This window comes from Citrobacter sp. wls706 (assembly GCF_005281305.1).
Taxonomy (GTDB): domain Bacteria; phylum Pseudomonadota; class Gammaproteobacteria; order Enterobacterales; family Enterobacteriaceae; genus Citrobacter; species Citrobacter werkmanii.
In genome coordinates, this window is sequence record NZ_SZXG01000004.1 from 220017 (window position 1) to 246943 (window position 26927).

The following is a 26927-nucleotide window of genomic DNA, read 5'->3' on the forward strand; positions in this document are numbered from 1 at the left end:
TCCGGGCGCTGCATGGCAACCTTATTCCAGACTGTTCACCGCCTGACGCATTCCCTGCACCAGAATCATTTCCAGGTTGGCTGTCACCTGCTCTGCAAGGCCTGGCAGCAACGTCAGATCTTCCCCCCAGTGCGCGGCATCGCCGAGCACGGTATCCACCAATTCACGCAGCGTCAGGTCATTGCCGACTCGCGGCCACAGGCTGGCATACAGATTTATCCACTGCTCGTCGTCCTGCAATGGATAGCTTTCCCCGGCCCGTTCGCCGCGATAAAACGCCAACAGCGCGGCCAGAGCAAAGGTTAAGCGTACAGGCCAACATCCATTTTGCTGGCCCGCCAGCAGCTGCGGCAATATACGGGTGCGGAATTTGGTCATGCCGTTAAGCGCGATGGAAAGTAACTGATGGCGAATGTAGGGGTTCTGAAAACGCCCGCTCACCGCACCGGCAAATTCGCACAGTTCATCGGCATCGAGATCCAATACCGGAATGATTTCTTCACCAATCGCTCGCTCAATATAATGGCGGACATCAGCATCCTGCATCGCTTCGCCAACGGTCTCCAGCCCGCACAGCCAGGCAACCGGCACCAGCGCCGTATGCGCGCCGTTCAGAATCGCGACCTTACGTTCCTTGTACGGCTTGATATCGCTCACCACCCGGATATTCAGCGGGCATTGCGCCAGTTTTAACTCTTCGGCCAACCATGCCGGTCCCTGGATCACGAACAGATAAAAGTGTTCCGCGGTATCGAGAAACGCATCGTGATAGCCAAGCGTAGCTTCCAGCGCGGCGGCTTCTTCACGCGGGTAGCCAGTAACAATGCGGTCGACCAGCGTGGAACAGAAGGTGTTCGCCGTTTCCACCCAGTCGGCAAACGCCGGAGGAAGGTGCCACTCCTGCGCATACCGCAGCACCAGCGTTTTGAGCGACTCACCGTTATAGTCGATTAGCTCGCACGGGATAATTACCCAGCCCTTATCCACCGCCCCCGCAAAATGGTTAAAGCGCTCCAGCAGCAGTCGCGTCAGTTTGGCCGGAAAACTCACCGGCGGGGCATCATCCACACTGTCCCCCGCGTGATAGCTAATCCCGGCTTCAGTGGTGTTCGAAAACACAAAACGGATATCTGCATTGTGCGCCAGCGCCAGATACGCCGCGAAATCCTTGTACGGGTTGATTTCGTTATTCACCGAACGAATCAGCCGCGCCTTGCTTACCGCCTCGCCCTGCTCGTTCAACCCACGAATAAGCGTGGTATATAGCCCATCCTGAGCGTTCAGCGACGGCGGAAAATCGGTATTAATCGGGCGAACAATGGTCACGCCAGCATTGAGATCCGTTTTCTCATTAAGGATATCCAGTTGCCAGTCAACAAACGCCCGCAGAAAATTACCTTCACCAAACTGGATCACGCGCGTAGGGTAGCTGGCACCCGGAAAATCACGTCGATTCAATGTTTTCATCACTCTTATCCTCTCAGAACGTGATCACGCCTTTAATCAGTTCCCGGTTGTTAATCACGTCCCGCTCGTAGATCTCTGCAAGCTGGGCAAACGCGTAACGGTGCGTGAGCATCATGTCGGCGGTCAGTTTGCCTGCCGACATCAGGCGCCCCACCTTGGCGAAATCTTCCGGGGTCGCGTTGCGACTGCCCATCATGGTGGTTTCTTTTTTATGGAACTCAGGATCGGAGAACTGTAAATCGCCTTTGAACAGCCCAACGAAAACGATGCTGCCGCCATGGCGAATCAAATTCACTGTGTTGTTCATCGCATGCTGATTCCCCGTGGCATCAATGACCTTTTGCGCCAACGAGCCGCCAAACTGAGCGCGCAATTGCGCATCAAAATCTTCAGCGGAGGGATCGATAACCGGAAGATCCAGTCGGGAAAGCACATGCTCCCGGCGCGCGGGGCTGGTATCCGCCACCACCACCTGTGCGCCATCGGCTTTGGCAATCGCCGCCGCGCCCAGACCAATCGGACCGGCACCGACCACCAGCACCTGCTCACCCGGCGCTACCGCCGCCCGACGTACCGCATGTGCGCTGATGGCATAAGGCTCAATCAACGCCGCAGCCTGCGGGTCAATGCCCTGCGCATCCAGCAGGTTGGTCACCGGCACGGACAAGTATTCGCTGAAGCCGCCATCCTGGTGCACGCCAATCACTGAAATATTCTCACAACAGTTGGTGCGCCCGCTCAGGCACGCCGGACACTGCTGACAGGCCACGTAAGGAATAACCGCCACCTGCTGGCCATTTTTCAGATTTTGTATATTTTTGCCCAACCCGACAATTTCCCCACATATTTCATGGCCTAATACACGTGGATAGCTGAAAAAAGGCTGATTGCCGCCCCAGGCATGAATATCGGTGCCACAAATACCCACCGACTTAATTTTTATTAATGCCTCGCCCTCACCAGGAATAGGTATTTCACGCTCTTTCCAGACTAATTTTTTAGGTTCCTGGCAAATCAACGTATTCATCGTAGACATGATTCTGCTCTCCTGTTTTTTGTTGCCTCAGATATCAACGAAAATAAAAAAACCGGAGAAAGCGGAAACGTAATCTGTGAATCTCAGCGCATAAAAATGTTTTAAATCGGGTTTTAATAGCCAAAAAGGAGACGCCATGAGCCGTTCACAAAACTTACGCCACAATGTGATTAACCAAATAATCGATGATATGGCGCGGGGTCATATCCCTTCCCCCCTTCCGTCGCAAAGCGCGCTGGCGGAGATGTACAACATCAGCCGCACCACCGTGCGCCATATGCTGAGCCACTTAGGCGAATGCGGCGTACTAACGCAGGTCGGCAGCCACTATGTCATCGTGCGTAAACCTGACCATGACGACGGTTTTGCCTGCACCACCGCCTCCATGACCGAGCAAAACCGGATCTTCGAGCAGGCTTTTTTCACCATGATCAACCAGCGCCAACTGCGCGCAGGCGAGAGTTTCTCCGAACTGCAGCTTGCCAGAGCCGCAGGCGTCAGTCCGGTAGTTGTGCGGGAATATCTTTTAAAATTCGAACGTTACAACCTGATTAAAAACGAAAAACGCGGTCAGTGGAGCATGAAGCAGTTCGATCAGGCCTATGCGGAACAGTTGTTTGAACTCAGAGAAATGCTGGAAACCCATTCTTTGCAGCATTTCCTCAATCTGCCCGATGATGACCCGCGCTGGCTGCAGGCAAAAACGCTGTTGGAGCGCCATCGCATCCTGCGCGACAGCATCGGCAGCAGCTTTCGTATGTTCTCGCAGTTAGACCGTGAGTTTCATGCTTTACTGCTCTCCGCTGCTGATAATATATTTTTTAATCAATCACTTGAAATCATCTCCGTGATTTTCCACTTCCACTATCAATGGGATGAAAGCGATCTTAAACAGCGCAACATCATTGCCATCGATGAGCATATGACCATCCTCAGCGCGCTAATTTGCCGCAGCGATCTGGATGCCACTCTGGCGCTGTGTAACCATTTGAATACAGCCAAACAATCGATGATTCGCTCTATCAATCAAAGTAGCGCTGCCGCGCATTAAGTACCGATAAAAAACAGCAAACCATTACCGGGAGCACGATTTTATAAAAATATAAACCCCTGAAAAATACCTCTTGCCTATGCTCACGCTAAGTCGACTGCATTAAAAACTTTTGTGAGCGGTGATGAGTAAATTGATTCATCACTGGTATTTTTTCAATACTGCACAGCCCACTGCTGTGTAAAAATAAATTATTGAGGTTCAGGAGTCCGGCGTGGAAAAAAATAATATTACCCTCGACCCGAGTTCTTCGTTTGACACGTCGTCATCAGCGGATATTAATGTTCCGCCTGAGGGCATGGTACAACGCAGTAGCCGAATAAAACGCATTCAGACCACAGCAATGATTTTATTATTTTTTGCTGCGGTGATTAATTACCTCGACCGTAGTTCATTATCGGTCGCCAACTTAACGATTCGGGAAGAACTGGGGCTGAGCGCCACGCAAATCGGCGTCCTGCTGTCGGTCTTCTCTCTCGCTTACGGTATTGCACAACTGCCCTGCGGCCCGCTGCTGGATCGCAAGGGTCCGCGCATTATGTTAGGACTCGGGATGTTCTTCTGGTCGCTGTTTCAGGCGCTGTCCGGGATGGTACACAGCTTCACACAGTTTGTGCTGGTGCGTATTGGCATGGGGATCGGCGAAGCGCCCATGAACCCGTGCGGCGTAAAGGTCATCAACGACTGGTTTAACATCAAAGAGCGCGGTCGCCCGATGGGGTTGTTTAACGCCGCCTCGACCATCGGGGTTGCCATTAGCCCGCCGATTCTGGCCGCCATGATGCTGGTAATGGGCTGGCGCTGGATGTTTATTACTATCGGCGTGCTGGGTATTTTTCTCGCCATCGGCTGGTACATGCTGTATCGCAACCGCGAGCAAATTGAGTTGAGCGCCACGGAACAGGCTTACCTGAACGCCGGCAGCGTCAATGCCCGCCGCGATCCGCTGAGCTTTGCCGAATGGCGTAGCCTGTTCCGCAACCGTACCATGTGGGGCATGATGCTGGGCTTCAGCGGCATCAACTACACCGCATGGTTATACCTGGCCTGGCTACCGGGCTACCTGCAGACCTCCTACAACCTGGATTTAAAAAGCACTGGCTTAATGGCGGCCATTCCGTTCCTGTTCGGCGCAGCTGGCATGCTGATTAACGGTTTTGTCACCGACTGGCTGGTGAAAGGCGGTATGGCACCGATTAAGAGCCGTAAGATTTGTATTATCGCCGGGATGTTCTGCTCTGCAGCCTTCACCTTCGTGGTACCGCAGGCGACAACATCAATGGCCGCGGTGTTACTGATCGGTATGGCGCTGTTCTGTATCCACTTCGCCGGAACCTCCTGCTGGGGCTTGATCCACGTCGCCGTCGCCTCACGTATGACCGCCTCCGTAGGCAGTATCCAGAACTTTGCCAGTTTTATCTGCGCGTCCTTCGCGCCGATCGTTACCGGCTTTATTGTGGATACCACCAACTCTTTCCGCCTGGCGCTGATCATCTGCGGCTGCGTCACGATGGCAGGTGCCCTCGCCTACATCATCCTGGTGCGTCAGCCCATTAGCGATCCGCGTAAAGATTAATCCTCCAGATGCCCGATAACACCGTGCTTATCGGGCATGTTATGCTCTCCGTATGAACATCATCTTGCGCGCGACTACTCTGGCAGAAACTGCCGCTCTTCCCGCCATCGAACGATCTGCGGGACAACGTTTTTTACTCATCCCCGACCTGGCGTGGATTGCTGACGACCAGATTATATCTGCTGCTCAGCATCGGGCATTTGCCGCCGCAGGCATGAGCTGGCTGGCGCAGGTCGATGAGCGTCCGGTCGGTTTTTTGGTAGCCGAAACGCTGGGGTCATCGCTGTTTATTGCTGAACTGTCGCTGCATCTGGAGTGGCAGGGAAAAGGAATTGGCCGCAGATTGATTGGCTATGTTGCCGAACAGGCTCGCGAGAAAGGTTATACGTCACTGACGCTGACCACCTTCCGCGATGTGCCGTGGAATGCGCCATTGTATGCGCGACTGGGTTTTGAAATGTTGGCTGACGAGACGCTTTCTCCGGAATTGCGCGAAAAAAGAGCTGAAGAGGTGGCGCACGGGCAGACGTACGAACGACGCTGCGCCATGCGCCTGATGCTGCGTTAATTGCCCGATGGCGGCTACGCCTTATCGGCCCTGGGTAACTTGTCCCCGTAGGCCGGATAAGCGACAGCGCCATCCGGCATCACAGGCTTAGAACGTTTCCCAGTTATCCCCGGCATCGGTTACCGCAGCTTTACGCGGTTGGACCGTTGAAACCGGTTTTGCGGCGGCAACGTCGCGCGCGCGCTGTTGGTCATGCTGAATACGGAACACGGCAACGGCCTGGGTCAGGCGGCTGGCCTGCTCTTCCAGCGCCGCAGCGGCGGCGGCGGATTCTTCCACCAGCGAGGCATTCTGCTGCGTCACGCGATCCATCTCTGCAACGGCCAGACCCACCTGGTCGATGCCACGGCTCTGCTCATCAGAGGCGGAGGCAATTTCACCCATGATATCGGTCACGCGGGTTACCGCATTGACGATCTCATCCATGGTTTCACCGGCGCTTTCCACCAGCGTTGAACCCACATCCACACGGCTGACCGAGTCTTCAATCAGGCTCTTGATCTCGCGCGCGGCCTGCGCACTTCGCTGGGCCAGGTTACGAACCTCACCCGCAACCACCGCAAAACCACGCCCCTGCTCGCCCGCACGCGCGGCTTCTACTGCGGCGTTGAGCGCCAGAATGTTGGTCTGGAAGGCAATCCCGTCGATAACGCTGATAATATCGGCGATTTTCTGCGAACTGGAAGCGATGTCGCGCATGGTTTGCACCACGTTATCAACCACTTTACCGCCTTTCTGCGCGGTTTCCGAAGCGCTCAGCGCCAGATGGCTGGCCTGACGCGCGTTTTCGGCGTTCTGCTTCACGGTCGCCGTCAGCTGTTCCATGCTGGCCGCCGTTTCTTCCAGAGAAGCCGCCTGCTGCTCGGTACGCGAGGAGAGATCGTTGTTGCCCATCGCAATCTCGCTGGCGCCGCTGTAAATCGCGTTGGCACCGTTACGCACGTCACCCACGGTGTTCATCAGTTCACCCTGCATGTGGCGCAGACTTTCCGCCAGCTGTCCAATCTCGTTGGATCCTTCCACCTCAATACGCTTCACCAAATCACCACTGGCGATATGACGAATGCTTTCAATCAGGCGGTTCATCGGAGAGATCAGCGTCAGTTTGATACCAAACCAAACCGCAACGATAGCGGCCAGCACGGTAATCAGTACACATGCCAGCACCCACATTGCCTGGCTATAGGAAGCGTTATTGTCCTCAACCGCGATGTCATACAGGCGATCGTTCTGCTGCATGTAACTCATGTACTGCTTCTCAAAACCGTCCTGATAGCTCTGCGTCGGTTGATCGAAAAACGCGTTGATCTTGCCTTCACCCAGTAACTGGATCAGCTCCGCCAGCGCACCGTGATAGATGTCATAGGTGCGGTTGATCTCCTGGAACGCGGCTTCGCTTTGACGCGGATCCCGCGGGAGCGACTCGTAAATCGCCCAGTTTTTTTCGGTCAGCTTCAGGGCATTGCTCGCCACCTGCATCAGTTCTGCAACGGTCGCGCCGCTGCCGATGTTGCTCTGATCCATCATGTAGCGAATACCCGCCCGGTTCAGAGTATTACGCGTTTGCAGCAGTTCAACCCAGGTAGCGTTCAGCGCAGATTGCTGCTGGCGAATGGTTTGCAGAACGGTAAAGTTCTCTTTGTCATTCTTCAGTGAGTTAAAAAACAAGCCGCCTGAGGCGAGCTGTAAAAGGCCAAATAGCGCCAATACCAGCAGTAAGCTGGTAACAATCTTCATTCGTTTTAACATGTTTTCTCTTTCCGCTAGACAGATGTCAGAATTTTCGGCCTGGAAAGGGAAAACTTTATGGAATTCGTTAGAAAAGCAGATGTTCCGGCGACATATCCCGCAGAAAAAAGCAGCAACACCCAATAGTTCAAGTAACGAACAATAGCATCAACGCCTTCCCCTACCTTTTCAGAGGGCTTTTCATTCATACGCACTTCGACTACCAATGATAGTCTTGTCTCCCATCGCTAAAACAAGGAAGTCCTTCTGTGAAAAAGAAATTTCTCGACTTACTCTCCCATTCGTTTGCCTTCATGATGCTGGGATTCATTTTAGGGTTATTTACCCCTGTCGTGCCGAAGCTATTTATCCCGGAGATTACGGGCATTTTAATGGAAAGTATCGCGCCCAAAAGTATCATGTTACTGTTAATCACTGATGCGTTATTCACCGTCGTTTTACTCAAGTTATGTGGAACATTCGATCCGCAAAAGAAAGTGGCTGCATGCTTCTACAAAATTTTTTCTTTTACACTCAATAAACTTGGAAAATCTATTACCGCGGCCACTTTTGGCGCTCTGTTCGGCCTCACACTGGCAACTTTGATCTACGGTGAGTTTTGCATGACGGGTGTCGGCGTAAAATTTTCTCTAATGTTGATTGTGATATGGGGCACGTTTGACTTCCTTAGTCACATGGGTAAAAACGCGGTCGACAAAATAGAGAGGCGTATGTTTTATTTCGTGGTTATCGGCATTACCGCCTACTACATCTACCTCATTGCCACTCAAACACAGGTATCTCCTCCCTGCGTGTGAACAACAGACCTGAAAATATGTGACTAAAATCACATATTTTCAATCTATTATGCTGAATCAAAACCGCTCACTGACACTTGAGACCGCTTAAGCTGACATACAACCGCTCACTTATTTACCTTACTTTACGCGCGTAATTCTCTGGCAAGATCCCTCCAACATAGCAGTCAATTTACCTCCTCAAACACAAGATCAAACCCACGCGGCTTCGGCCAATTATTAATTAGATACCAGGTTTTACTATGGATACGAAAAAGATATTCAAGCACATACCCTGGGTGATTCTCGGAATCATCGGTGCATTCTGCCTCTCGGTAGTGGCATTACGTCGGGGTGAGCACATTAGTGCCCTGTGGATCGTGGTCGCCTCAGTTTCTGTTTATCTGGTGGCCTATCGTTACTACAGTCTGTACATCGCCCAGAAAGTGATGAAACTTGACCCGACGCGCGCCACGCCGGCGGTCATCAACAATGACGGTCTGAACTACGTTCCAACCAACCGTAACGTATTGTTTGGTCACCACTTTGCTGCTATCGCTGGTGCAGGTCCGCTGGTTGGACCGGTACTGGCCGCGCAGATGGGCTACCTGCCCGGAACGTTATGGCTGCTGGCAGGCGTGGTACTGGCAGGTGCGGTACAGGACTTCATGGTGCTGTTTATCTCTTCCCGCCGTAACGGCGCATCTCTCGGCGAGATGATCAAAGAAGAGATGGGCCCGATCCCAGGAACCATTGCCCTGTTCGGCTGCTTCTTAATCATGATCATCATCCTGGCGGTACTGGCGCTGATCGTGGTGAAAGCGCTGGCGGAAAGCCCATGGGGTGTGTTCACCGTCTGCTCAACCGTACCGATTGCGCTATTCATGGGGATCTACATGCGATTCCTGCGCCCAGGACGTGTGGGTGAAGTGTCGGTAATTGGTATTGTGCTGCTGGTGGCTTCCATCTACTTCGGCGGCGTGATTGCGCACGACCCGTACTGGGGTCCGGCGCTGACCTTTAAAGACACCACCATTACCTTTACCCTGATTGGTTACGCGTTTATCTCTGCGCTGCTGCCGGTATGGCTGATCCTCGCCCCGCGCGACTATCTGGCGACCTTCCTGAAAATCGGCGTTATCGTCGGTCTGGCGGTGGGGATTGTTATCCTCAATCCGGAACTGAAAATGCCGGCGATGACGCAGTACGTTGATGGTACTGGCCCGCTGTGGAAAGGCGCTCTGTTCCCGTTCCTGTTTATTACCATCGCCTGTGGTGCGGTATCTGGCTTCCACGCGTTGATTGCTTCCGGTACCACGCCGAAGCTGCTGGCTTGTGAAACCGATGCGCGCTTTATCGGTTACGGCGCGATGCTGATGGAATCCTTCGTGGCGATTATGGCGCTGGTTGCTGCGTCTATCATCGAACCGGGTCTGTACTTCGCGATGAACACCCCGCCTGCGGGCCTTGGCATCACCATGCCGAACCTGCATGAAATGAGCGGCGAAAACGCACCGCTGATTATGGCGCAGCTGAAAGATGTTACCGCACATGCGGCAGCGACCGTCAGCTCCTGGGGCTTCGTGATTTCGCCTGAGCAGATCCTGCAGACCGCGAAAGACATCGGTGAACCGTCCGTTCTGAACCGCGCAGGTGGCGCACCGACGCTGGCTGTGGGTATCGCTCACGTGTTCCACAAAGTGCTGCCGATGGCTGATATGGGCTTCTGGTATCACTTCGGTATTCTGTTTGAAGCGCTGTTCATCCTGACCGCACTGGATGCCGGTACCCGTTCTGGCCGCTTTATGCTGCAGGATTTACTGGGTAACTTCGTGCCGTTCCTGAAGAAAACCGACTCTCTGGTTGCGGGCATCATCGGTACTGCGGGCTGCGTAGGCCTGTGGGGTTATCTGCTGTATCAAGGCGTGGTTGACCCGCTGGGCGGCGTTAAGAGCCTGTGGCCGCTGTTCGGTATCTCTAACCAGATGCTGGCTGCCGTGGCGCTGGTTCTCGGCACCGTGGTACTGGTTAAAATGCAGCGCACCAAATACATCTGGGTTACCGTGGTTCCGGCAGTCTGGCTGCTTATCTGCACCACCTGGGCGCTGGGTCTGAAACTGTTCAGCACCAACCCGCAGATGGAAGGCTTCTTCTTTATGGCGAATCAGTACAAAGAGAAGATTGCTAACGGCGGCGAACTGACCGCGCTGCAGATTGCCAATATGAACCATATCGTCGTCAACAACTACACCAACGCAGGTCTGAGTATTCTGTTCCTGGTGGTGGTGTACAGCATCATTTTCTACGGGTTCCGTACCTGGCAGAAAGCCCGCGCCATCAACGGTCGCTCTGATAAAGAGACGCCGTATGTACCGGTGCCGGAAGGCGGCGTGAAGACCTCTTCACACCACTAAGATGTATTCAGCCCCGCTTCGGCGGGGCTTTTCGCTTATCAGGATTGTTTATGTTTGGTACTTTAGGGCAAGCTAAAAAATATCTCGGTCAGGCGGCGAAGATGCTGATTGGCATTCCGGACTACGACAACTACGTCGAGCACATGAAGACCAACCATCCCGATAAGCCGTACATGACCTACGAAGAATTCTTCCGCGAGCGCCAGGAAGCCCGCTACGGTAGCGGCGGAAGCAGTTGCTGTTAGAAGGAGAAGTGAATGACCCCGATTGCAGTTACCCTACTCACCGGTTTTCTTGGCGCGGGTAAAACCACCCTGCTACGCCATATTCTCAACGAGCAGCACGGTTACAAGATTGCCGTTATCGAAAACGAATTCGGCGAAGTTTCGGTGGACGATCAACTGATTGGCGACCGCGCCACGCAGATCAAAACCCTGACCAACGGCTGCATTTGCTGTACCCGTTCTAATGAACTGGAAGATGCCTTGTTAGACCTGCTCGACAACCTCGACAAAGGCACCATCAATTTTGACCGTCTGGTGATCGAGTGCACCGGCATGGCCGACCCCGGCCCGATTATCCAGACCTTTTTCTCCCATGAAGTGATTTGCGAACGCTACCTGCTGGACGGCGTAATTGCGCTGGTTGACGCGGTGCATGCCGACGAGCAGATGAACCAGTTTACCATCGCCCAGTCGCAGGTCGGCTATGCTGACCGCATCCTGCTGACCAAAACCGACGTCGCAGGTGAAAGCGAAAAACTGCGTGAGCGCCTGGCGCGCATTAACGCCCGTGCGCCGATTTACACCGTCACGCATGGCGATATCGACCTCTCTCTGCTTTTTGACACCAACGGTTTTATGCTGGAAGAGAACGTGGTCAGCGCCAAACCGCGCTTCCACTTTATCGCCGACAAGCAAAACGATATTTCCTCGATCGTCGTCGAACTGGATTACCCGGTGAACATCAGCGACGTGTCGCGGGTAATGGAAAATCTGCTGCTGGAATCCGCCGAGAAGCTGCTGCGCTATAAAGGCATGCTGTGGATTGAAGGCGAGCCAAACCGCCTGCTGTTCCAGGGCGTACAGCGCCTGTACAGCGCCGACTGGGACCGCCCGTGGGGCGACGAAACGCCGCACAGCCTGCTGGTGTTTATCGGTATTAATCTGCCGGAAGACGAGATCAGAGCCGCGTTTGCGGGGTTGAAGAAGTAGATTTTTGTAGGCCGGATTAGGCGCAGCCGCCATCCGGCACTCACAGCCCCACTTATTCGGTAATCACAAACTGTGTCGCGGCAAAGCAGTTCAAAACCCGGTGTACCAGAAATACCATCGTTAGCGTTGCCACCAGCGCGACGGTGACGGAGGTGATACGGTACAGATCGCTGAATACCAGGTCCTGATCCGGGTGCAGGTTCTGGCCAAACATAATGCCGATGGTGGTGATACTGGCAAACCCCACGCCTGCGCCGACTTTTTCCATTACGTGCAGGCGGGCGCTGAATGCCAGCCCAAGGCCAATCAGCGGCATCATCAGCACCATATGGTTGCTGAAATCATAGATAAGCAGCTGCACCAGCAGAATATACAGACAGGCCAGCACCACGCCAACCACACGCCAGATCGAGCTAATCACCGCCCCGCGATAGTGCATAGGAAACAGAATCAAAATGCCTGCCATCAGCGCTGACAGCGAATCACTCAAATCGCAGATCTGGAAGACCACAAAAATCATCGTCGCCACCGTACCGGAAAGCAGCGACTCGTGACGAACCCGGGCGGCATCTTTTTCAATGCGCGGCGGCGGCTGGCGGGGTTCCATGTCCGGGATCAGATAATGCAGCAGCGCGCTCAGCGCCACCGCCATGACGCAGGCTTCCATATTGGAAAACATCAGCGTATGCCAGTTGGTGGTGGGATAACTCATAAAGTTGAGCATCGTGCTCTGACACACTACGCCCATCGAGCCGAGCAAAAACAGCGGCCCTTTACTCATAAAGCGAAAACGCATCACGTACAGACCAAACACCACCAGCGTCATAATCGGCGGCCATTGTGAGAGATAGCCGACGATTAGCACCATTTCAACGCAGTTCACCGCCGCGCTGAACACAAACTGTTTTGCCACATGGCGGTTGAATACCGGCACCAGCGACTGCAGCATCAGCGGATAAACCACAAAAAATACACCGTACTGCACGTTGTAGAAGGTCGAGATACTCAGCGCGATTGTCCCGGCGACGGAAATCCGCAGGGTCTGGCGAAAGTCATTGGCGGTGTAGACGATATTCCCGTGCGGCGTAAAGACGTGGGCCAGCGTGTTAATAGACATAATGCAGCCAGCTAACGAGGTGGATCTGCGCCCCGGCAAAAGTGCGAGCGAACATCCCCTCGCTGTTATACAGCTGTACCGTGGCGCGCGCCCCGGTCGGTAACGGCGTGTCGAGCGGTTCGTTCAGCGCTACGTGAATGCGCATACGCTGGGCATCGCGCACCCAGCGGGTGGACTGTTCCGGCTGCGACAGCTGGCCGTTAACCTGCTCCTGGCCCGCCAGAATACCGGCATCACTGCTGGTGACGCGGGCAGAGAAAACCTTGCCCGGCATGGCGTCGAACACCACGGCGGCATCGGTATCCACGCGAGTTTGGCGCAGGCTTTTCTCGCGAAAGTCGGCCACGATATCGGTCTGATGGCTGACCAGCGCCAGCAGCGGCGTGGCGGCGGTGGCGTAAAGTCCGGGGCTAAGCTGGAGGTTACTCACTATACCGTCGGTCTGGGCATACACTTTGCTCCAGCTGAGGTTCAGCTGCGCCTCTTCCAGCGCGTTACGGTATTTTTGCAGCGTCACGTTGCGCTTGTCATCGCGCTCGCCGCGCTGGATCAGCAGGTTCTGAATACTGGCGTTGAGCGCCGCCACCGACTGTTCGCTGGTCTGCCAGGCGGTGCGCACCTTATCGAGATCGGATTGCGACACATTCTGCATGGCACTCAGGCGTTGATAGCGGTCAAAGGTAGTCTTATCGTTGCGGGCGTTGAATTGCGCGGTGCGCAGATTAGCGCGCGCGGAGGCGATCTGCGCATCCAGCTGTTGGTTGCTCAGCTTCGCCTGCTCAAGGGCGATTTGCGCCGCTTCGACCTTATTGATAAACGGCGTCGGATCCAGCTCGTACAGCAAATCGCCCTTTTTCACCTGGCTATTGTTATGTACATGCACCTGCGAGACGTAGCCGGATACGCGTGAAGAAACAGGCGTTACCACGCGCATCACCGTGGAGTCCGGCGTCAGCGGGATCCAGATATCAGCAACGATAAACCAAGCGAATATTACCAGGAAAGCGGCAATACTCACCCTTACCCAACGGGCAAATTTTTGTTCTGGGGTCATCATAGTTTTTTAGTGTTGATTATCTTCTTCGCGGATTGTCCGCAAATTGCAGGCGAGTTGATTTAACGTCGTGCTAAAGGCGGCAAGCTCCGCTTCAGAAATAGTACAGGTGACGCGATGTTGGTATGTCTCAATCACCCGGTTAAGTTCTTCAAGCCTTGAGCGGCCTTGCGCGGTCAGCGTTAACAGTCGGATGCGTTTGTCATAAGGCGATGTGGAACGCAGCAGGTAGCCCTGCTTTTCCAGTAGTGTGAGGGTGCGCATCAGCGGCGGCAGTTCAATGCCCTGCACCTCCGCCAGTTCACTGACCGAGACGTTGTCTCCCAGTTGATACAGCTGCATCAATACCGTCCAGCTTGATTGCGTCAGGCCAGTATCGGTGATGGCAGCATCAATAATGGCCCGCCACTGACGCACCACCATTGCCATGCGCATCCCCATCGGACGGCGGGCAAACAGTTCATCTTCAGTCATATATCTTTTTCCTCATCGCTGATGAAGAAAATAATACTTATCATGGTAAGCATCAAGAAACAGACTATCAACAAGCATCAATTGATAAACACAGTGAATATAAAAGAGGCCAGATGCGCTAACACCCGGCCTAGGTCGATAGAAAATAATTACTCCACCTGATCGCGTCGCAGCCCGACGTCACGTAGGCGCTCATCGCTCATCTGGTGCAACAGACGCCGCGTTTGCGCCCGTAGCCGCCATGCTTTGTATGCCCGCCAGATCAGTACAAACCCAATAAACGGCTGCTTTGCTCTATTCTCATGAAATTCCATACCTTGCCTCCCACCTTGCCAGAGGCTTTATATTCACGAATTTGGGTCTGAACAATACAGACTCACAAAGTACTTTTATTTAACATACAGATTGGTTAAAAAGAGTTCTGAATCGCTTTTTTCACGCCAATCTGTACTGGTTTTTTAATCTGTATGGCACCCATGAGGGATACAGCATGACGCGTTACCAACATCTGGCCAATCTTCTGGCCGAACGCATTGAGCAGGGGCTGTATCGCCATGGCGAAAAATTACCTTCGGTGCGTAGCTTGAGTCAGGAACATGGGGTCAGTATCAGCACCGTCCAGCAGGCCTATCAGACGCTGGAACAACTACAGCTGATCACGCCGCAGCCGCGTTCCGGTTATTTTGTCGCGCCACAAAAAGCACAACCGCCGGTGCCGCCAATGTCGCGCCCGGTACAGCGTCCGGTCGAGATAACCCAGTGGGATCAGGTGCTGGACATGCTGGCAGGTCATGCGGATAAATCGGTAATCCCTTTTAGCAGTGGCGTGCCCGATATCAACCAACCCAGCCTGAAGCCACTGTGGCGCGAGCTAAGCCGTGTGGCGCAGCATAATCTCAAGGCGGTGCTGGGTTACGATGAATTACCTGGCTGTCGGGAATTGCGTCAACAGATTGCCCGGCTCATGCTGGACGGCGGTTCGGTCGTCACTGCGGATGATATTGTGATTACTAATGGCAGCCAGAGCGGAATGTCGCTGGCGCTGCTAACGGTCTGCCAGCCTGGCGATATTGTCGCCGTTGAATCTCCCGCCTATTACGGCACCATGCAGCTGCTACGCGGATTAGGGATCAAAGTTATTGAGATCCCGACCGATCCGGATGCCGGGATCAGCATTGAAGCGCTGGAACTGGCGCTGGATCAGTGGCCGATTAAAGGGGTGATCCTGGTTCCTAACTGCAACAACCCGCTCGGCTTTATTATGCCGGATGCGCGTAAACGCGCTGTGCTCGCCCTCGCCCAGCAGCACGATATTGTTATTTTTGAAGATGATGTGTACGGAGAGCTTGCTACAGAATATCCACGTCCGCGCACAATCCATTCCAGGGACAGCGACGGTCGGGTGCTACTGTGCAGCTCATTTACCAAATCCGTGGCGCCGGGATTGCGCGTCGGTTGGGTTATTCCCGGTCGTTATCACGATAAATTTCTGCATATGAAATATGCCGTCATCGGCACTAACGTTCCTGCTACACAGCTGGCGGCCGCCACCTTCGTGCGCGAGGGGCATTATCATCGTCATGTTCGCCGTATGCGTCAGATCTACCAGCGGAATATGGAGATCTATACCTGCTGGGTACGGGAATATTTCCCCTGCGGGATCTGCGTCACCCGACCAAAAGGCGGCTTTATGCTGTGGGTGGAATTACCACAGCAGGTCGATATGGTCTGCGTTGCCAAACAGCTCTGTCGCCTGAAAATCCAGGTCGCGCCTGGCTCACTATTCTCTGCATCCGGTAAATACCGCAACTGCGTACGCATCAATTGTGCATTGCCGCCAAACGAGAAGCATCGGGAAGTCATGCAAAAGCTCGGCGAGGCGGTGAAAACGGCGATGGAGTAACCGGACCATCCGGTGCTTCCGGGCAGGCGATTAAGCGGTTTAAATCATCTCTAATGGCTTAAACCCTGAATATCTTCAGCGGAAAGTCGGGTAATTTTTTGTACCGTGCTGATATCGATACCGTCGGCCAGCATAGTGCGGGCAATACGTAGCGCCTCATCACGTCGCCCCTTTATCAGTCCTTCTTGTTTACCTTCTTGTTTACCTTCAAGCTTGCCTTCAAGCCATCCTTTTTGAAATCCTGCCTCATGTAATCTGTCTGCGATCGTCATCAAATGCTCCTTGTACTGCGGTGAACGTTCGGCAACCCCGCGAATAAACTCACTGAATCGAGGTGCATCGCCAGTTCGTAAAATATAATTAAACAGCGTCTTTATCTGAGTGTCATTAGTCAGTCCGGTAAGTAGCAGGGAAACAATTTGCTCGACCAATCCCATAAGATCGCGTTGACGGATATGTTTTTGGATTAACTCCAACAGCGCCATACGTCGATGCTGCACAATTTCGTCATCCGGTATGACCGTAATATCCACCAGCGGAAACGCCGCTGCATACAGCTGACGAGCCAGCTTCGGGTTGGCAAACTCATCCAGCCAGCACAATGAATAAGGGTACGGGCTTTTAGCGCCGTGATAGAACAGCATCGGCACCACCAGCGGCAACTGCTGATGCCCAGCATCTAAATGTTTCTGCATGGCTGCTACCGCATAGCGCATCAACCGGAATGCCATATGTGCATCCGGTGTGCTCTGGTGTTCAATCACTACATAAATATACCCATCGCCCTCCGTCGTTTTCACCGACCAAAGCACGTCGGAATAGGACGCGCGTAAATTCTCTTCAATGAAACTATCTGACTCGAGTTTCAGCGTCTGAAGATCGCAAAGTTCGCGTAGCGAAGCGGGAAGATGTATTTGCAGAAAATCCCGTGCGGTCTCAGGGTGACGTAAGAACGTTTTAAAGACCGCATCATGCGGTGTGGAAGTGGAAGCTTTGTTCATGGCGATCTTTCACCTGAAAATAAGATGCCATGACTGTAGCGCCGGAAAACTCCCCCCCTCACCTGCAACTTTCTCTCTTTGCGAGGCGATTTCCGGGATAACAACGTCCTTATGTAACGTCTGCATTGGTCTGGAACGCGTCCCGCAGAATCACGACCTCAATGCACATTCCCGCTTTTTCATCGCACGTCCTGTGCTATAACAAATCATCACTTTCATGGAGAGCACGATGTGACGCATACCCGGGATATTCCACAATCGTTCTGGCGTGATGAGCAGTTGCCGTGGCTGGAGCTGCGCAGCACCTGGCAAAGCCAGCAGGCCTATAAACGTCATCATCATTCTCAGCTCTCGATTGGGGCTATTCTTGAGGGTGAGACTTGCTGCCAGTGTGATGGCAAAGAATACCTCCTGAGCTCAGGCGATCTCATTGTGATCCCATCGCTGGCACCTCACAGCTGTAACCCCGTTAATGGGCGGTTTCGCAGTTACCATATGCTCTATCTTGATGCCCAGTGGTGCCTGAACCATCTGCCTGCGCTGAGCAGCAATCAGCAACTTTACCCACGCAATCCCGTTATCCGCGATCCGCAATTATTCCAGCGTTATTTACGCCTCGTGGCGCTCATGCAGCGGCAACAAATGACACAGGTAACCGATGCAGCGCAGGCACTGCTGCGCTCGCTGCCGTTGCAATCGGTAAAAGCGCAAAGCCTAAGCGCTGCCAGCACGTATCTGCGTGAACGGTTGCAGTCCAGTTTGTTTGCGCCCCCCTCGCTGGACGTGCTGGCGTATGAATGCCGCATGCGTAAAGAGACGCTGATCCGTAACTTTAAGCAGGACACCGGCCTGACGCCGGGGAGTTATCTGAATATCCTGAGAGTTAACTATGCCCGCCAGCGGTTGCGTGCAGGGGACGAAATTGCGGATGTCGGCTACCAGAGCGGGTTTGCCGACCAGAGCCATTTCCATCGCACCTTTGTGCGCTACACCGCGGCCACACCGCGTCAATACGCATTAGGACGATCAATATCAGACAATAATTAGCGCGGCGTCAGGCGTAGGGTGAACTCGGATTCCTTCTCTGAGGTCATTATGTCGCTGCTTTCCTTACTTTTCCCTTCTGCTTTTCCCGCGCTGGCGCTGGCGCATTTTGTCGCACTCCTCAGCCCGGGGCCGGACTTCTTTTTACTGGTCGGCTATGCCGTACGTTACCGGATGCGCGGCAGCGCCGGGCTGTGCGTGGGGATCGCCCTCGGCAACGGGCTGTATATCATGCTGGCGATTATCGGTTGGGGGATCCTGCGCCAGCTTCCTCTGCTGTTTACGGTTATTGAGCTGTTGGGCGCACTCTATTTATTGTGGATTGGCAGCCTGTTGATACGCAGCCGCCCACAAACGCTGACCGGAGCAGACGCCCAGTCTACCTGTCCAGGGTTTGGCAAACAGCTGCTGCTGGGGTTAGCATCGTCACTACTCAACCCGAAAAATGCGTTGTTTTATCTGGCGCTAATGACCGCTCTGCTCGGCCCGTCGGTGACGTTGCTACAACAAAGCGTGAGCGGGATATGGATGACCAGCGTGGTGCTGTTCTGGGATTTGCTGATCGTGATGTTCATCGGTTTACCGCAGATCCAGCGACGGTTAACCAGCGGGATAGTGTGGGTAGAACGTATCGCCGGCGGCGTATTGGTCATCTTCGGTTGTGCCATCGCGCTGCGTTTTTTGCAGAGCATCGTACTCTGATTAACGTGGCGATTTTCTGCAAATAAACCGGATAAACTCGTTTAATTAATATCCAATCCGCATTACACTGCGGATGGTCACTACCCGTTCAACTTACTCTTCCTGAGGTGCGATGTGCTGATTGTTACCTGTAATCGTTACGCTTTCTGACCCCGCGTTAGTGAGCGTTTCTCCTGTTTGCGCTTCACGCAGACAGCGTTTTTGATTACATGAAATTCAGTACATTTGCAGTCTGCTTTTATTCTGTTATCGGTCTGACGTCTCAAAGACGGTATTGAATTTCGCTATTCCCGTTGAGGGTTTTCTCCCGACAAGGAGCTGTTTTATGCAACGGATTCTCGCGTTTTTCTCCCAACGCGCTACGACGCTATTTTTTCCTATTACGTTGATTTTGTATGATTTCGCCGCCTATCTGTCGACGGACTTGATCCAGCCCGGCATCATTAATGTCGTCCGCGATTTCAACGCCGACGTCAGCCTGGCACCCGCGGCGGTCAGCCTCTATCTGGCGGGTGGTATGGCGCTGCAATGGCTGTTAGGACCGCTTTCTGACCGGATTGGCCGCCGTCCGGTACTGATTGCGGGAGCGCTAATTTTTACGCTCGCCTGCGCTGCCACATTGTTCACCACCTCGATGACGCAATTTCTGGCCGCCCGTTTTGTGCAAGGCACCAGCATCTGTTTTATCGCCACCGTCGGCTATGTCACGGTGCAGGAGGCATTTGGGCAAACAAAGGCCATCAAGCTAATGGCGGTAATCACCTCTATTGTGCTGGTTGCACCGGTTATCGGCCCGCTCTCAGGAGCGGCGCTGATGCACTTTGTACACTGGAAGATCTTGTTTGCCATTATCGCCGTCATGGGGCTTATCGCACTCATTGGACTCACATTAGCAATGCCAGAAACCGTCCAGCGTGGCGCGGTGCCGTTCAGTGCGCGCAGCGTAGTGCGTGATTTTCGCGACGTTTTCCGCAACCGGGTATTCCTGTTTGGCGCAGCCACGCTGTCGTTGAGCTATATCCCGATGATGAGTTGGGTGGCAGTCTCACCGGTGATCCTCATTGATGCTGGCGGCATGACCACATCCCAGTTTGCCTGGGCGCAGGCACCAGTGTTTGGCGCGGTGATCGTCGCCAATATGGTGGTCGTGCGCTTCGTGAAGGATCCGACCCGGCCACGCTTTATCTGGCGAGCGGTTCCCATTCAGTTGAGCGGGCTGGCGGTATTGATTGCTGGCAATTTACTGTCGCCGCACGTGTGGTTGTGGTCAGTGCTGGGGACCAGCCTGTATGCGTTTGGCATTGGAATGATCTTCCCAACGTTATTCCGCTTTACACTATTTTCCAACAACTTACCGAAGGGTACGGTTTCGGCGTCGTTGAATATGGTGATCCTGACGGTGATGGCGGTTTCTGTCGAAATTGGGCGTTGGTTATGGTTCAACGGCGGCAGGATTTCGTTTCATCTGCTGGCGGTGGTGGCAGGTATTGCCGTCGTGTTCACGCTGGCAGGCTTACTGAAGCGCGTACGTCAGCATGAGGCCACCGCGTTAGTCACAGAGAGTTAACCTCCTATGAACCGCCCCCATTCGCGAACACTGGTTTTGTGTTTAGCGGTCGGGGGCAATCCATCATAGTGCATCAACTTTTAATCATCTGGCGAGAGATAACGAAACTTCCGCATCGGGTTCATGCGTAATCCGATTACGCAGGTCGCGACGAATCATTTCAATGACCCAAAACCAGAAAATATGTCCAATAATTTCCGACACATATTCATCAAATGGTAGCTGAGACAAAGGCGGCGAAAGATGAAGGGCGGGAATGAAGATGCCATGAACTGCCACCGTCACGATTAAACCTGCCAGTACCCCCTGCCAAAGTTTAACTTTTGGAAAAATTTCAGCGGCAACGCAATATCCGACTGCAAACACTAATGAAAATATGATGTGCGTGACCATAACCGGATTAATCACATGTTCAGAAAAGGTATAGACCGTTTGCGTGGGGTCAATCCCTAAATAGTCCCGGAGAAAAAGGTACGGAGGATTAAACTCATTTCTTCCCAGAGAAAATGTCCTGGGTGGAAGCGGAACTTCGGCTCCCCACTTAACAAATGCAGAAAGTACGCCGGAAACGATACCGACTAACACGGCAACGCCATAATGTCGGCGTTCAGTTGGTGTCCGTGAGAATAAATCTTTCAGCTTCATAACTCATCATCCCTTATATGCCATAACACTTAAAACCAGTGGCTATGCTACCCAGGAGGGATGCTGAAAATTGTGACAAAGATTACTTTTGATAAAAAATGATCTTAAATGACTACTTATGAGTTAATTTGATTGTGAATATAGCGTCATCGCGAATGTCGTACAGGCGTTTTATCCGGCCTACTGGGTTACGTAGGCCGGATAAGCATCAGCGCCATCCGGCAGCGAATGTGTTACCTCACGCGATGCGCGCAAACCCCGCTTCCAGATCGGCAATCAGATCGTCAACATCTTCCAGACCAATATGCACCCTGACCAGCGTGCCGCTGAAATCAACCTCTCCGGCCGGGCGAATGCTGTTCAGCTCTTCCGGTTGATTCGCCAGAATGAGTGACTCAAATCCGCCCCACGAATAGGCCATATGGAACAGCGAGAAGTTATCGAGGAAATTCGCCATCTGCTCGTCGGTCAGTCTCTTTTTCAGCACAAACGAGAACAGGCCAGAACTTCCGACAAAATCACGTTGAAAATACTCATGTCCCGGACATTCCGCTAATGCCGGATGATTTACCCGCGCCACTTCCGGCCTTGCCGACAGCCAGCGGGCAATGTGAATACTGCTCTCATGATGCTGCTTCAGACGTACCGCCAGCGTACGTAATCCGCGGCTACCGTTGTAGGCTGTGTCGGCATCCAGCGTTTGCCCCATCAGATAGGAGTTCTCACGCAAACGGTCCCAGCAGCGGGCGTTAGACACCGCCGTTCCCAGCATGCCGTCCGAATGACCTATGGTGTACTTGGTTCCTGCCTGAATGGAAATATCCACCCCGAAATCCAGTGCCTTGAAGAGAACGCCCGCCGCCCAGGTATTATCGATCATAATGACAATCTCCGGGTTCACCGCGCGGATAGCCTGCACCATTCCCGGCACATCCTGGACTTCCATCGTGATAGAACTTGGTGATTCGAGGAACACCACCTTCGTTTCCGGACGCAGAAGATCAACGATCCCAGCCCCAATTAACGGATCGTAATACGTTGTTTCCACATTAAATTTACTCAGGATCTTATTGCAAAAATCCTGGGTTGGCTCGTAGGCCGCACCCGTCATCAAAATATGATCGCCGCTTTGGACGAACGCCAGAATCGCATTGGTCACCGCTGCTGCTCCACACGGATACAGCGCGCAGCCGACACCGCCTTCCAGCTCACTCATGGCTTTCTGGAAGGCAAAATGCGTATAGGTTCCGCGACGACCGTAAAACAGTTCGCCGTTCGCACGGTTGGCGGTGGCAAATTTCTTATCCTTCACGGTATCGAACACCAGCGAAGAGGCGCGTTGGATCACCGGATTCACCGCTCCCTGGGTATAGCGTTTGTCGCGACCAGCAACGACCAGATGCGTTTCAAGCTTCATAGCGTCTTTCATAACTTCTCCTGTTCTTAATCCGTGTGAAAACCTATACCACCGCAGCAGTAGAGTTTATTTCAGTGTTGGTCTGCTTTTTTCCAGCGAACCGTTCGACAATCTGTGCCGCGTTCAAATCATGGATCACGTTAATCAATGTAGCCGGTGCATCAGTGATCGTCCCCAGTACCACCAGCATCGGAATCGCTTCCATCGGCAGACCCAACGTGGTGACGATAAAGATCTCGCCAAGGAACGCCCCACCTGGTACGCCGCCGACGATAATGGCGGAGAGCACCGCAATCAGCATCGTCAGGAAGAAGGTTTCGGTGGTGAACTCCATACCCAGCACGGAATAGATAAAGACAATTTTCAGTGCGGCTATCATCGCCACACCGCCTTTATTCAGGTTTACCAGCAGCGGAATGGAGACATCAACGATTTCCGGGTTGATCCCCATCGCTTTACCGGCGCGCAGCGTCACCGGTAGCGTGCCCAGCGAAGAACAGGTTCCCAGCGCGGTCGCAGAGGGCTCAATCGCATTACGCCAAAAGGCTTTCACCGCCGGAATACCGCCGCCAATGTACGAATAGAGAATAGAGCCAAAAACAAAGTAGACCAGCGTAGCAACCATAAACAGGCCAATGGCGCGGGCAAAGGTTAGCAACAGAGCAGAGTCCTGGCTGGCCATGGTGGCGGCGAAGTAGCAGCCCAGACCAATCGGCGCAACCTTCATGATGATTGAGACGATCTTCATGATCACCGTGTTGGCATCCTCCAGCAGTGAAGCAATGCGTTTCCCTGCCTGATCCGACTGGCCAATCGCCACACCAGCAATGATCGCCATCACGATCAGCGCCAGGATATTGGACTTAGAAAACAGTCCAATAAAGTCGCTGGTGGTAATCATGCTCACAAAATCCATCTTGCCGCTACCCGCCTGTACGGACTGCGAGAGATCGATAGTGACGCCCTGCGCCGGGTTATACCAGAGCGCCAGCGCGACGATCCCGGCAGCCGGAATAAAGGCCATGGCGATCGAAACAATAAAGATTATCGCCATAATGCGCCCTAACCTTTTCAGGTCGGTCATACTGGCGATCGAAGACATAACGCTGATCCCCACCAGCGGCACAATAATCATAAATAACAGGTTTAAGAATATCTGACCTATTGGCTGGAGTTTACTTGCCAACGATGGGGCATAAATACCTAATATGCCGCCAATCACCAGAGCAACTAATAAAATAATCGACGATCTATAGGGTTCGAGTCGTGACCACATAATCGGTACCTTTAGAATAATAATTAATGAGATTAAATTCACAATGTGATGAGTTTCCGTTGCGCCTCCTGTTATTTTGTGACGTAACTCACCTAAGTTGTTATTTTTTCATTTTGCCAGCAACTTGTTGCCTGTGATTCAATAGTTGCATGTTTAAAAGCCGAATGTAACGGCCTGGTCGTACCGTTTTTGCAAATCACTTGTGAATTAAAGGAAATTATGAGTACGCCAATTTCACTCAAGCATCTGGAATTTTTTACGAAAATCGTCGATTGCGGGGGGCTGTCAGAAGCCGCGGCGCAGCTCAACGTCTCGCCGTCTGCGGTCAGTAAAAGCCTGGCCGCGATGGAAGACACGCTGAGGACGACGTTAATTAAACGCACCACCCGCAGTATTACCCTGACCGACGCCGGGCAATATCTCTTCAACCGCGCGAATAAGCTTTTGAAAGAATTCGATGAAACGCTGAATACCACTTCCGGTTATTACCACAGCCCACAGGGTGAATTACGTATAACTTGCTCAATTGCGTTTGGCTATTCCCGACTGGTGAACCTGGTGGATAAATATCGCTCTCAGTTCCCGGATGTGAATTTGTATATCGACCTCAACGATAACTTCGTGAATCTGAACGAAACAGATTTCGACATCGCTCTGCGCATTTCTACCGCACCGCCGCAGAACTATGCCATGCGCAAGCTGGTGCCTGTTCGCTGGGCGTACTGCGCCTCACCTGGCTACCTTGCCAAAAAAGGCATGCCCCAGCGCCGCAGCGATCTGGTCCACCATGATTGCCTGGTGTATCCGGGGCTCACGCCTGTGTTAAAAGTGGCTGATGAACAGGATCGTCTGCATCAGCTCAAACTCCATATGCCGATCCAGGCCAATAGCAGTCTGGTATTACTGAAGTCGGTACTGGAAGATCAGGGCGTGGCGTACTTGCCGACCTACCTGATTGGCGATCATATTCAAAAAGAAGAGATAACGCCGTTGATGCTCGACGGCACGATTACCTGTGAAACTCACGCCCTGTATGCGCTCTATTTTCCCAGTAAGTACAGCAATCCCAAGGTACGATCGTTTATCGATTTTCTGGTAGCGGAACTCGGTCCCTTACCCGCCTGGGACAACTGGATCCCGGAGTAAGATCTGGCCGCCTAAAAATGAGGGCCGCACCACAATTTTTGCGCGATCCTGTCGTCTGGCTCTATTCTTAAGCCTATGAATAAAATTACTGAACTCAAACGCGCCAAGCGACTGGCGCTCTCATTGCTGCTGATTGCCGCCGCCACTTTCGTTATCACGCTGTTTCTGCCGCCTAACTTCTGGGTGCTCGGAATCAAAGCGATCGCTGAAGCGGCGATGGTCGGCGCACTGGCGGACTGGTTTGCCGTGGTGGCACTTTTTCGCCGGGTGCCGATCCCGTTTATCTCGCAACATACTGCAATTATCCCACGCAATAAGGATCGGATCGGGGAAAATCTCGGACAGTTTGTGCAGGAAAAATTTCTCGACACTCAGTCCCTGGTTGCGCTGATCCGCCGCCATGAACCGGCGCTATTGATCGGGAACTGGTTCAGCCAGCCGGAAAACGCCCGGCGTATTGGCCAGCACCTGCTGCAAATTATGAGCGGTTTTCTCGAACTGACCGACGACGCGCGCATTCAGCGGCTGATCAAGCGGGCGGTGCACAAGGCCATCGATAAGGTTGATCTCTCAGAAACCAGCGCATTGATGCTTGAAAGCATGACCAAAAACAATCGCCATCAGGTGCTGCTCGACACGCTGATCGCCCAACTGATCTCTCTGTTACAACGCGACAGCTCGCGAGCGTTTATCGCCCGGCAGATCGTGCACTGGCTGGAGACCGAACATCCGCTGAAAGCGAAGATCCTGCCGACCGAATGGCTGGGCGAGCACAGCGCCGAGCTGGTTTCTGACGCCGTAAACTCCTTGCTGGATGACATCAGCCACGATCGCGCCCATCAGATCCGCCACGCCTTCGATCGCGCGACGTTTAAGCTCATCGATAAGCTCAAACACGATCCGGAAATGGCCGTGCGAGCGGAAAGCCTCAAAAGCTATCTGAAAGAAGACGAAGCCTTCAACCGTTATCTCGGCGAGCTGTGGGCAGACCTGCGTCAGTGGCTGAAAACCGACATTAACGCCGAGGATTCTCGCGTGAAGCAGCGCATTGCTAATGCCGGGCAGTGGTTCGGCGAAACGCTGGTTGCCGACAGCGCCCTGCGCGCTTCATTGAATGGGCATCTGGAGCAGGCCGCACATAAGGTTGCGCCAGAGTTCGCCACCTTCCTGACGCGCCACATTAGCGACACAGTGAAAAGCTGGAATGCACGCGATATGTCACAGCAAATTGAGCTAAACATTGGCAAAGATTTGCAGTTTATTCGCGTCAACGGCACGCTGGTCGGCGGTTCTATTGGCCTGCTGTTATATCTCCTGTCGCAAATTCCTTCCCTGCTGACGCTAGCGAATCTTTAAAGGGACCACCTCGCTGGTGATGCCGCTCGCCCGTCAACTTAGCGTGCCGCGCAATATTAATCTGCTGGGAAGCGGTGCTCAGGCCATAATTAACGCCACGCTGTGTGGTGCCGTTGCGTTGTTTATTGCTGTGATTATTAGCTTCACGCAATTATATAAACAGCGTTTCGGTAACCCTAAATAACGAACAAAATACCCACCAGGAAAATTACAATTCACAACCGTTAATTTATAAACGCACTTTAAAATGCGTAAAAATGGACATTTTGACTCAACATCACCACCGTCTTCAGATAACACATATATGCTGGTTTAAAAAAATCACTCGGGTTACTAATCCTGATCGGTTTAACTTGCTCCTTTAAAAGCAGGTA

At 53.1% G+C, this 26927-nt stretch carries 24 protein-coding genes and 1 pseudogene; 14 read left to right on the forward strand and 11 right to left on the reverse strand.

Features of this window, described 5'->3' with window-relative positions:
- Positions 1-21 precede the first annotated feature (21 nt).
- On the reverse strand, positions 22-1467 hold the full coding sequence (locus FDW92_RS01180) for a tagaturonate reductase (protein WP_042312553.1): 1446 nt from the start codon (positions 1465-1467) through the stop codon (positions 22-24).
- 13 nt (positions 1468-1480) lie between these two features.
- On the reverse strand, positions 1481-2503 hold the full coding sequence (locus FDW92_RS01185; RefSeq protein ID WP_042312556.1) for a zinc-binding alcohol dehydrogenase family protein: 1023 nt from the start codon (positions 2501-2503) through the stop codon (positions 1481-1483).
- A gap of 136 nt (positions 2504-2639) precedes the next feature.
- Between FDW92_RS01185 and FDW92_RS01190 the strand changes: the two genes are divergently transcribed.
- The 3 genes from FDW92_RS01190 (at position 2640) to FDW92_RS01200 (ending at position 5698) form a co-directional block, all read left to right on the forward strand.
- On the forward strand, positions 2640-3554 hold the full coding sequence (locus FDW92_RS01190) for a GntR family transcriptional regulator (protein ID WP_042312558.1): 915 nt from the start codon (positions 2640-2642) through the stop codon (positions 3552-3554).
- A gap of 214 nt (positions 3555-3768) precedes the next feature.
- The gene (locus FDW92_RS01195) at positions 3769-5130 is read left to right on the forward strand and encodes an MFS transporter (RefSeq protein WP_042312560.1); all 1362 of its coding nucleotides are present in this window, start codon (positions 3769-3771) and stop codon (positions 5128-5130) included.
- Positions 5131-5182: 52 nt separating this feature from the next.
- On the forward strand, positions 5183-5698 hold the full coding sequence (locus FDW92_RS01200) for a GNAT family N-acetyltransferase (RefSeq protein WP_042312563.1): 516 nt from the start codon (positions 5183-5185) through the stop codon (positions 5696-5698).
- Positions 5699-5785: 87 nt separating this feature from the next.
- Here FDW92_RS01200 and tsr read toward each other — a convergent pair whose 3' ends face one another.
- Complete coding sequence (gene tsr / locus FDW92_RS01205) at positions 5786-7447, reverse strand: methyl-accepting chemotaxis protein (protein WP_042312566.1); 1662 nt, start codon at positions 7445-7447, stop codon at positions 5786-5788.
- 248 nt (positions 7448-7695) lie between these two features.
- Between tsr and FDW92_RS01210 the strand changes: the two genes are divergently transcribed.
- The 4 genes from FDW92_RS01210 to yjiA all read left to right on the forward strand — a co-directional run bounded on the left by FDW92_RS01210 (position 7696) and on the right by yjiA (position 11851).
- Positions 7696-8244, forward strand: a complete 549-nt coding sequence (locus FDW92_RS01210; protein WP_042312570.1) for a hypothetical protein — start codon at positions 7696-7698, stop codon at positions 8242-8244.
- Positions 8245-8486: 242 nt separating this feature from the next.
- Entirely contained in the window at positions 8487-10637 is a 2151-nt protein-coding gene (btsT, locus tag FDW92_RS01215; RefSeq protein ID WP_042312572.1) for a pyruvate/proton symporter BtsT, read from the forward strand.
- Positions 10638-10687: 50 nt separating this feature from the next.
- Positions 10688-10882: a YbdD/YjiX family protein gene (locus FDW92_RS01220; protein WP_003830038.1), complete on the forward strand. Its 195-nt coding sequence runs from the start codon at positions 10688-10690 to the stop codon at positions 10880-10882.
- Between the two features lie 12 nt (positions 10883-10894).
- On the forward strand, positions 10895-11851 hold the full coding sequence (yjiA, locus tag FDW92_RS01225) for a GTPase (protein WP_042312574.1): 957 nt from the start codon (positions 10895-10897) through the stop codon (positions 11849-11851).
- A gap of 52 nt (positions 11852-11903) precedes the next feature.
- Here the strand turns inward: yjiA and FDW92_RS01230 are convergent, their stop codons facing one another.
- From FDW92_RS01230 to FDW92_RS01245, 4 genes are all read right to left on the reverse strand, one after another.
- Positions 11904-12968, reverse strand: a complete 1065-nt coding sequence (locus tag FDW92_RS01230; RefSeq protein WP_137400528.1) for a DUF2955 domain-containing protein — start codon at positions 12966-12968, stop codon at positions 11904-11906.
- A complete protein-coding gene (locus FDW92_RS01235) occupies positions 12958-14025 on the reverse strand; it encodes an HlyD family secretion protein (RefSeq protein ID WP_042312579.1) in 1068 nt (355 codons plus the stop codon). The genes FDW92_RS01230 and FDW92_RS01235 overlap by 11 nt, the downstream gene beginning before the upstream one ends.
- A 6-nt stretch (positions 14026-14031) precedes the next feature.
- Complete coding sequence (locus tag FDW92_RS01240) at positions 14032-14496, reverse strand: MarR family transcriptional regulator (protein WP_042312582.1); 465 nt, start codon at positions 14494-14496, stop codon at positions 14032-14034.
- Between the two features lie 149 nt (positions 14497-14645).
- Positions 14646-14810 carry a DUF1127 domain-containing protein gene (locus FDW92_RS01245; RefSeq protein ID WP_064507040.1) on the reverse strand — a complete coding sequence of 55 codons (165 nt, stop codon included), beginning with the start codon at positions 14808-14810 and terminating at the stop codon, positions 14646-14648.
- 176 nt (positions 14811-14986) lie between these two features.
- On the opposite strand from FDW92_RS01245, the gene FDW92_RS01250 reads away from it, so the two are divergent.
- Complete coding sequence (locus FDW92_RS01250) at positions 14987-16399, forward strand: PLP-dependent aminotransferase family protein (RefSeq protein WP_042312583.1); 1413 nt, start codon at positions 14987-14989, stop codon at positions 16397-16399.
- 50 nt (positions 16400-16449) lie between these two features.
- Here FDW92_RS01250 and FDW92_RS01255 read toward each other — a convergent pair whose 3' ends face one another.
- A complete protein-coding gene (locus FDW92_RS01255) occupies positions 16450-17400 on the reverse strand; it encodes an Rpn family recombination-promoting nuclease/putative transposase (RefSeq protein WP_042312585.1) in 951 nt (316 codons plus the stop codon).
- Positions 17401-17631: 231 nt separating this feature from the next.
- Between FDW92_RS01255 and FDW92_RS01260 the strand changes: the two genes are divergently transcribed.
- The 3 genes from FDW92_RS01260 (at position 17632) to mdtM (ending at position 20713) form a co-directional block, all read left to right on the forward strand.
- Positions 17632-18447, forward strand: a complete 816-nt coding sequence (locus FDW92_RS01260) for an AraC family transcriptional regulator (protein WP_042312588.1) — start codon at positions 17632-17634, stop codon at positions 18445-18447.
- A 48-nt stretch (positions 18448-18495) separates the two neighbouring features.
- The gene (locus tag FDW92_RS01265) at positions 18496-19146 is read left to right on the forward strand and encodes a LysE family translocator (protein WP_042312589.1); all 651 of its coding nucleotides are present in this window, start codon (positions 18496-18498) and stop codon (positions 19144-19146) included.
- A 325-nt stretch (positions 19147-19471) separates the two neighbouring features.
- On the forward strand, positions 19472-20713 hold the full coding sequence (gene mdtM / locus FDW92_RS01270; protein ID WP_042312591.1) for a multidrug efflux MFS transporter MdtM: 1242 nt from the start codon (positions 19472-19474) through the stop codon (positions 20711-20713).
- An 84-nt stretch (positions 20714-20797) separates the two neighbouring features.
- On the opposite strand, the gene FDW92_RS01275 is transcribed toward mdtM, so the two are convergent.
- From FDW92_RS01275 to FDW92_RS01285, 3 genes are all read right to left on the reverse strand, one after another.
- Positions 20798-21358, reverse strand: a complete 561-nt coding sequence (locus FDW92_RS01275; RefSeq protein WP_042312593.1) for a DUF1440 domain-containing protein — start codon at positions 21356-21358, stop codon at positions 20798-20800.
- Between the two features lie 238 nt (positions 21359-21596).
- Entirely contained in the window at positions 21597-22787 is a 1191-nt protein-coding gene (gene metC / locus FDW92_RS01280; RefSeq protein WP_042312596.1) for a cystathionine beta-lyase, read from the reverse strand.
- Between the two features lie 31 nt (positions 22788-22818).
- Positions 22819-24051, reverse strand: coding sequence for a dicarboxylate/amino acid:cation symporter (locus tag FDW92_RS01285; protein WP_042312598.1), 1233 nt, complete (start codon positions 24049-24051; stop codon positions 22819-22821).
- Between the two features lie 219 nt (positions 24052-24270).
- Between FDW92_RS01285 and FDW92_RS01290 the strand changes: the two genes are divergently transcribed.
- From FDW92_RS01290 to FDW92_RS01300, 3 genes and pseudogenes are all read left to right on the forward strand, one after another.
- A complete protein-coding gene (locus FDW92_RS01290; RefSeq protein ID WP_042312600.1) occupies positions 24271-25197 on the forward strand; it encodes a LysR family transcriptional regulator in 927 nt (308 codons plus the stop codon).
- A 75-nt stretch (positions 25198-25272) separates the two neighbouring features.
- A complete protein-coding gene (locus tag FDW92_RS01295; protein ID WP_042312603.1) occupies positions 25273-26553 on the forward strand; it encodes a DUF445 domain-containing protein in 1281 nt (426 codons plus the stop codon).
- A pseudogene (locus FDW92_RS01300) lies at positions 26549-26737 on the forward strand (MFS transporter); the annotation flags it as partial. The gene FDW92_RS01295 and the pseudogene FDW92_RS01300, both read left to right, overlap by 5 nt.
- Positions 26738-26927: the final 190 nt, after the last annotated feature.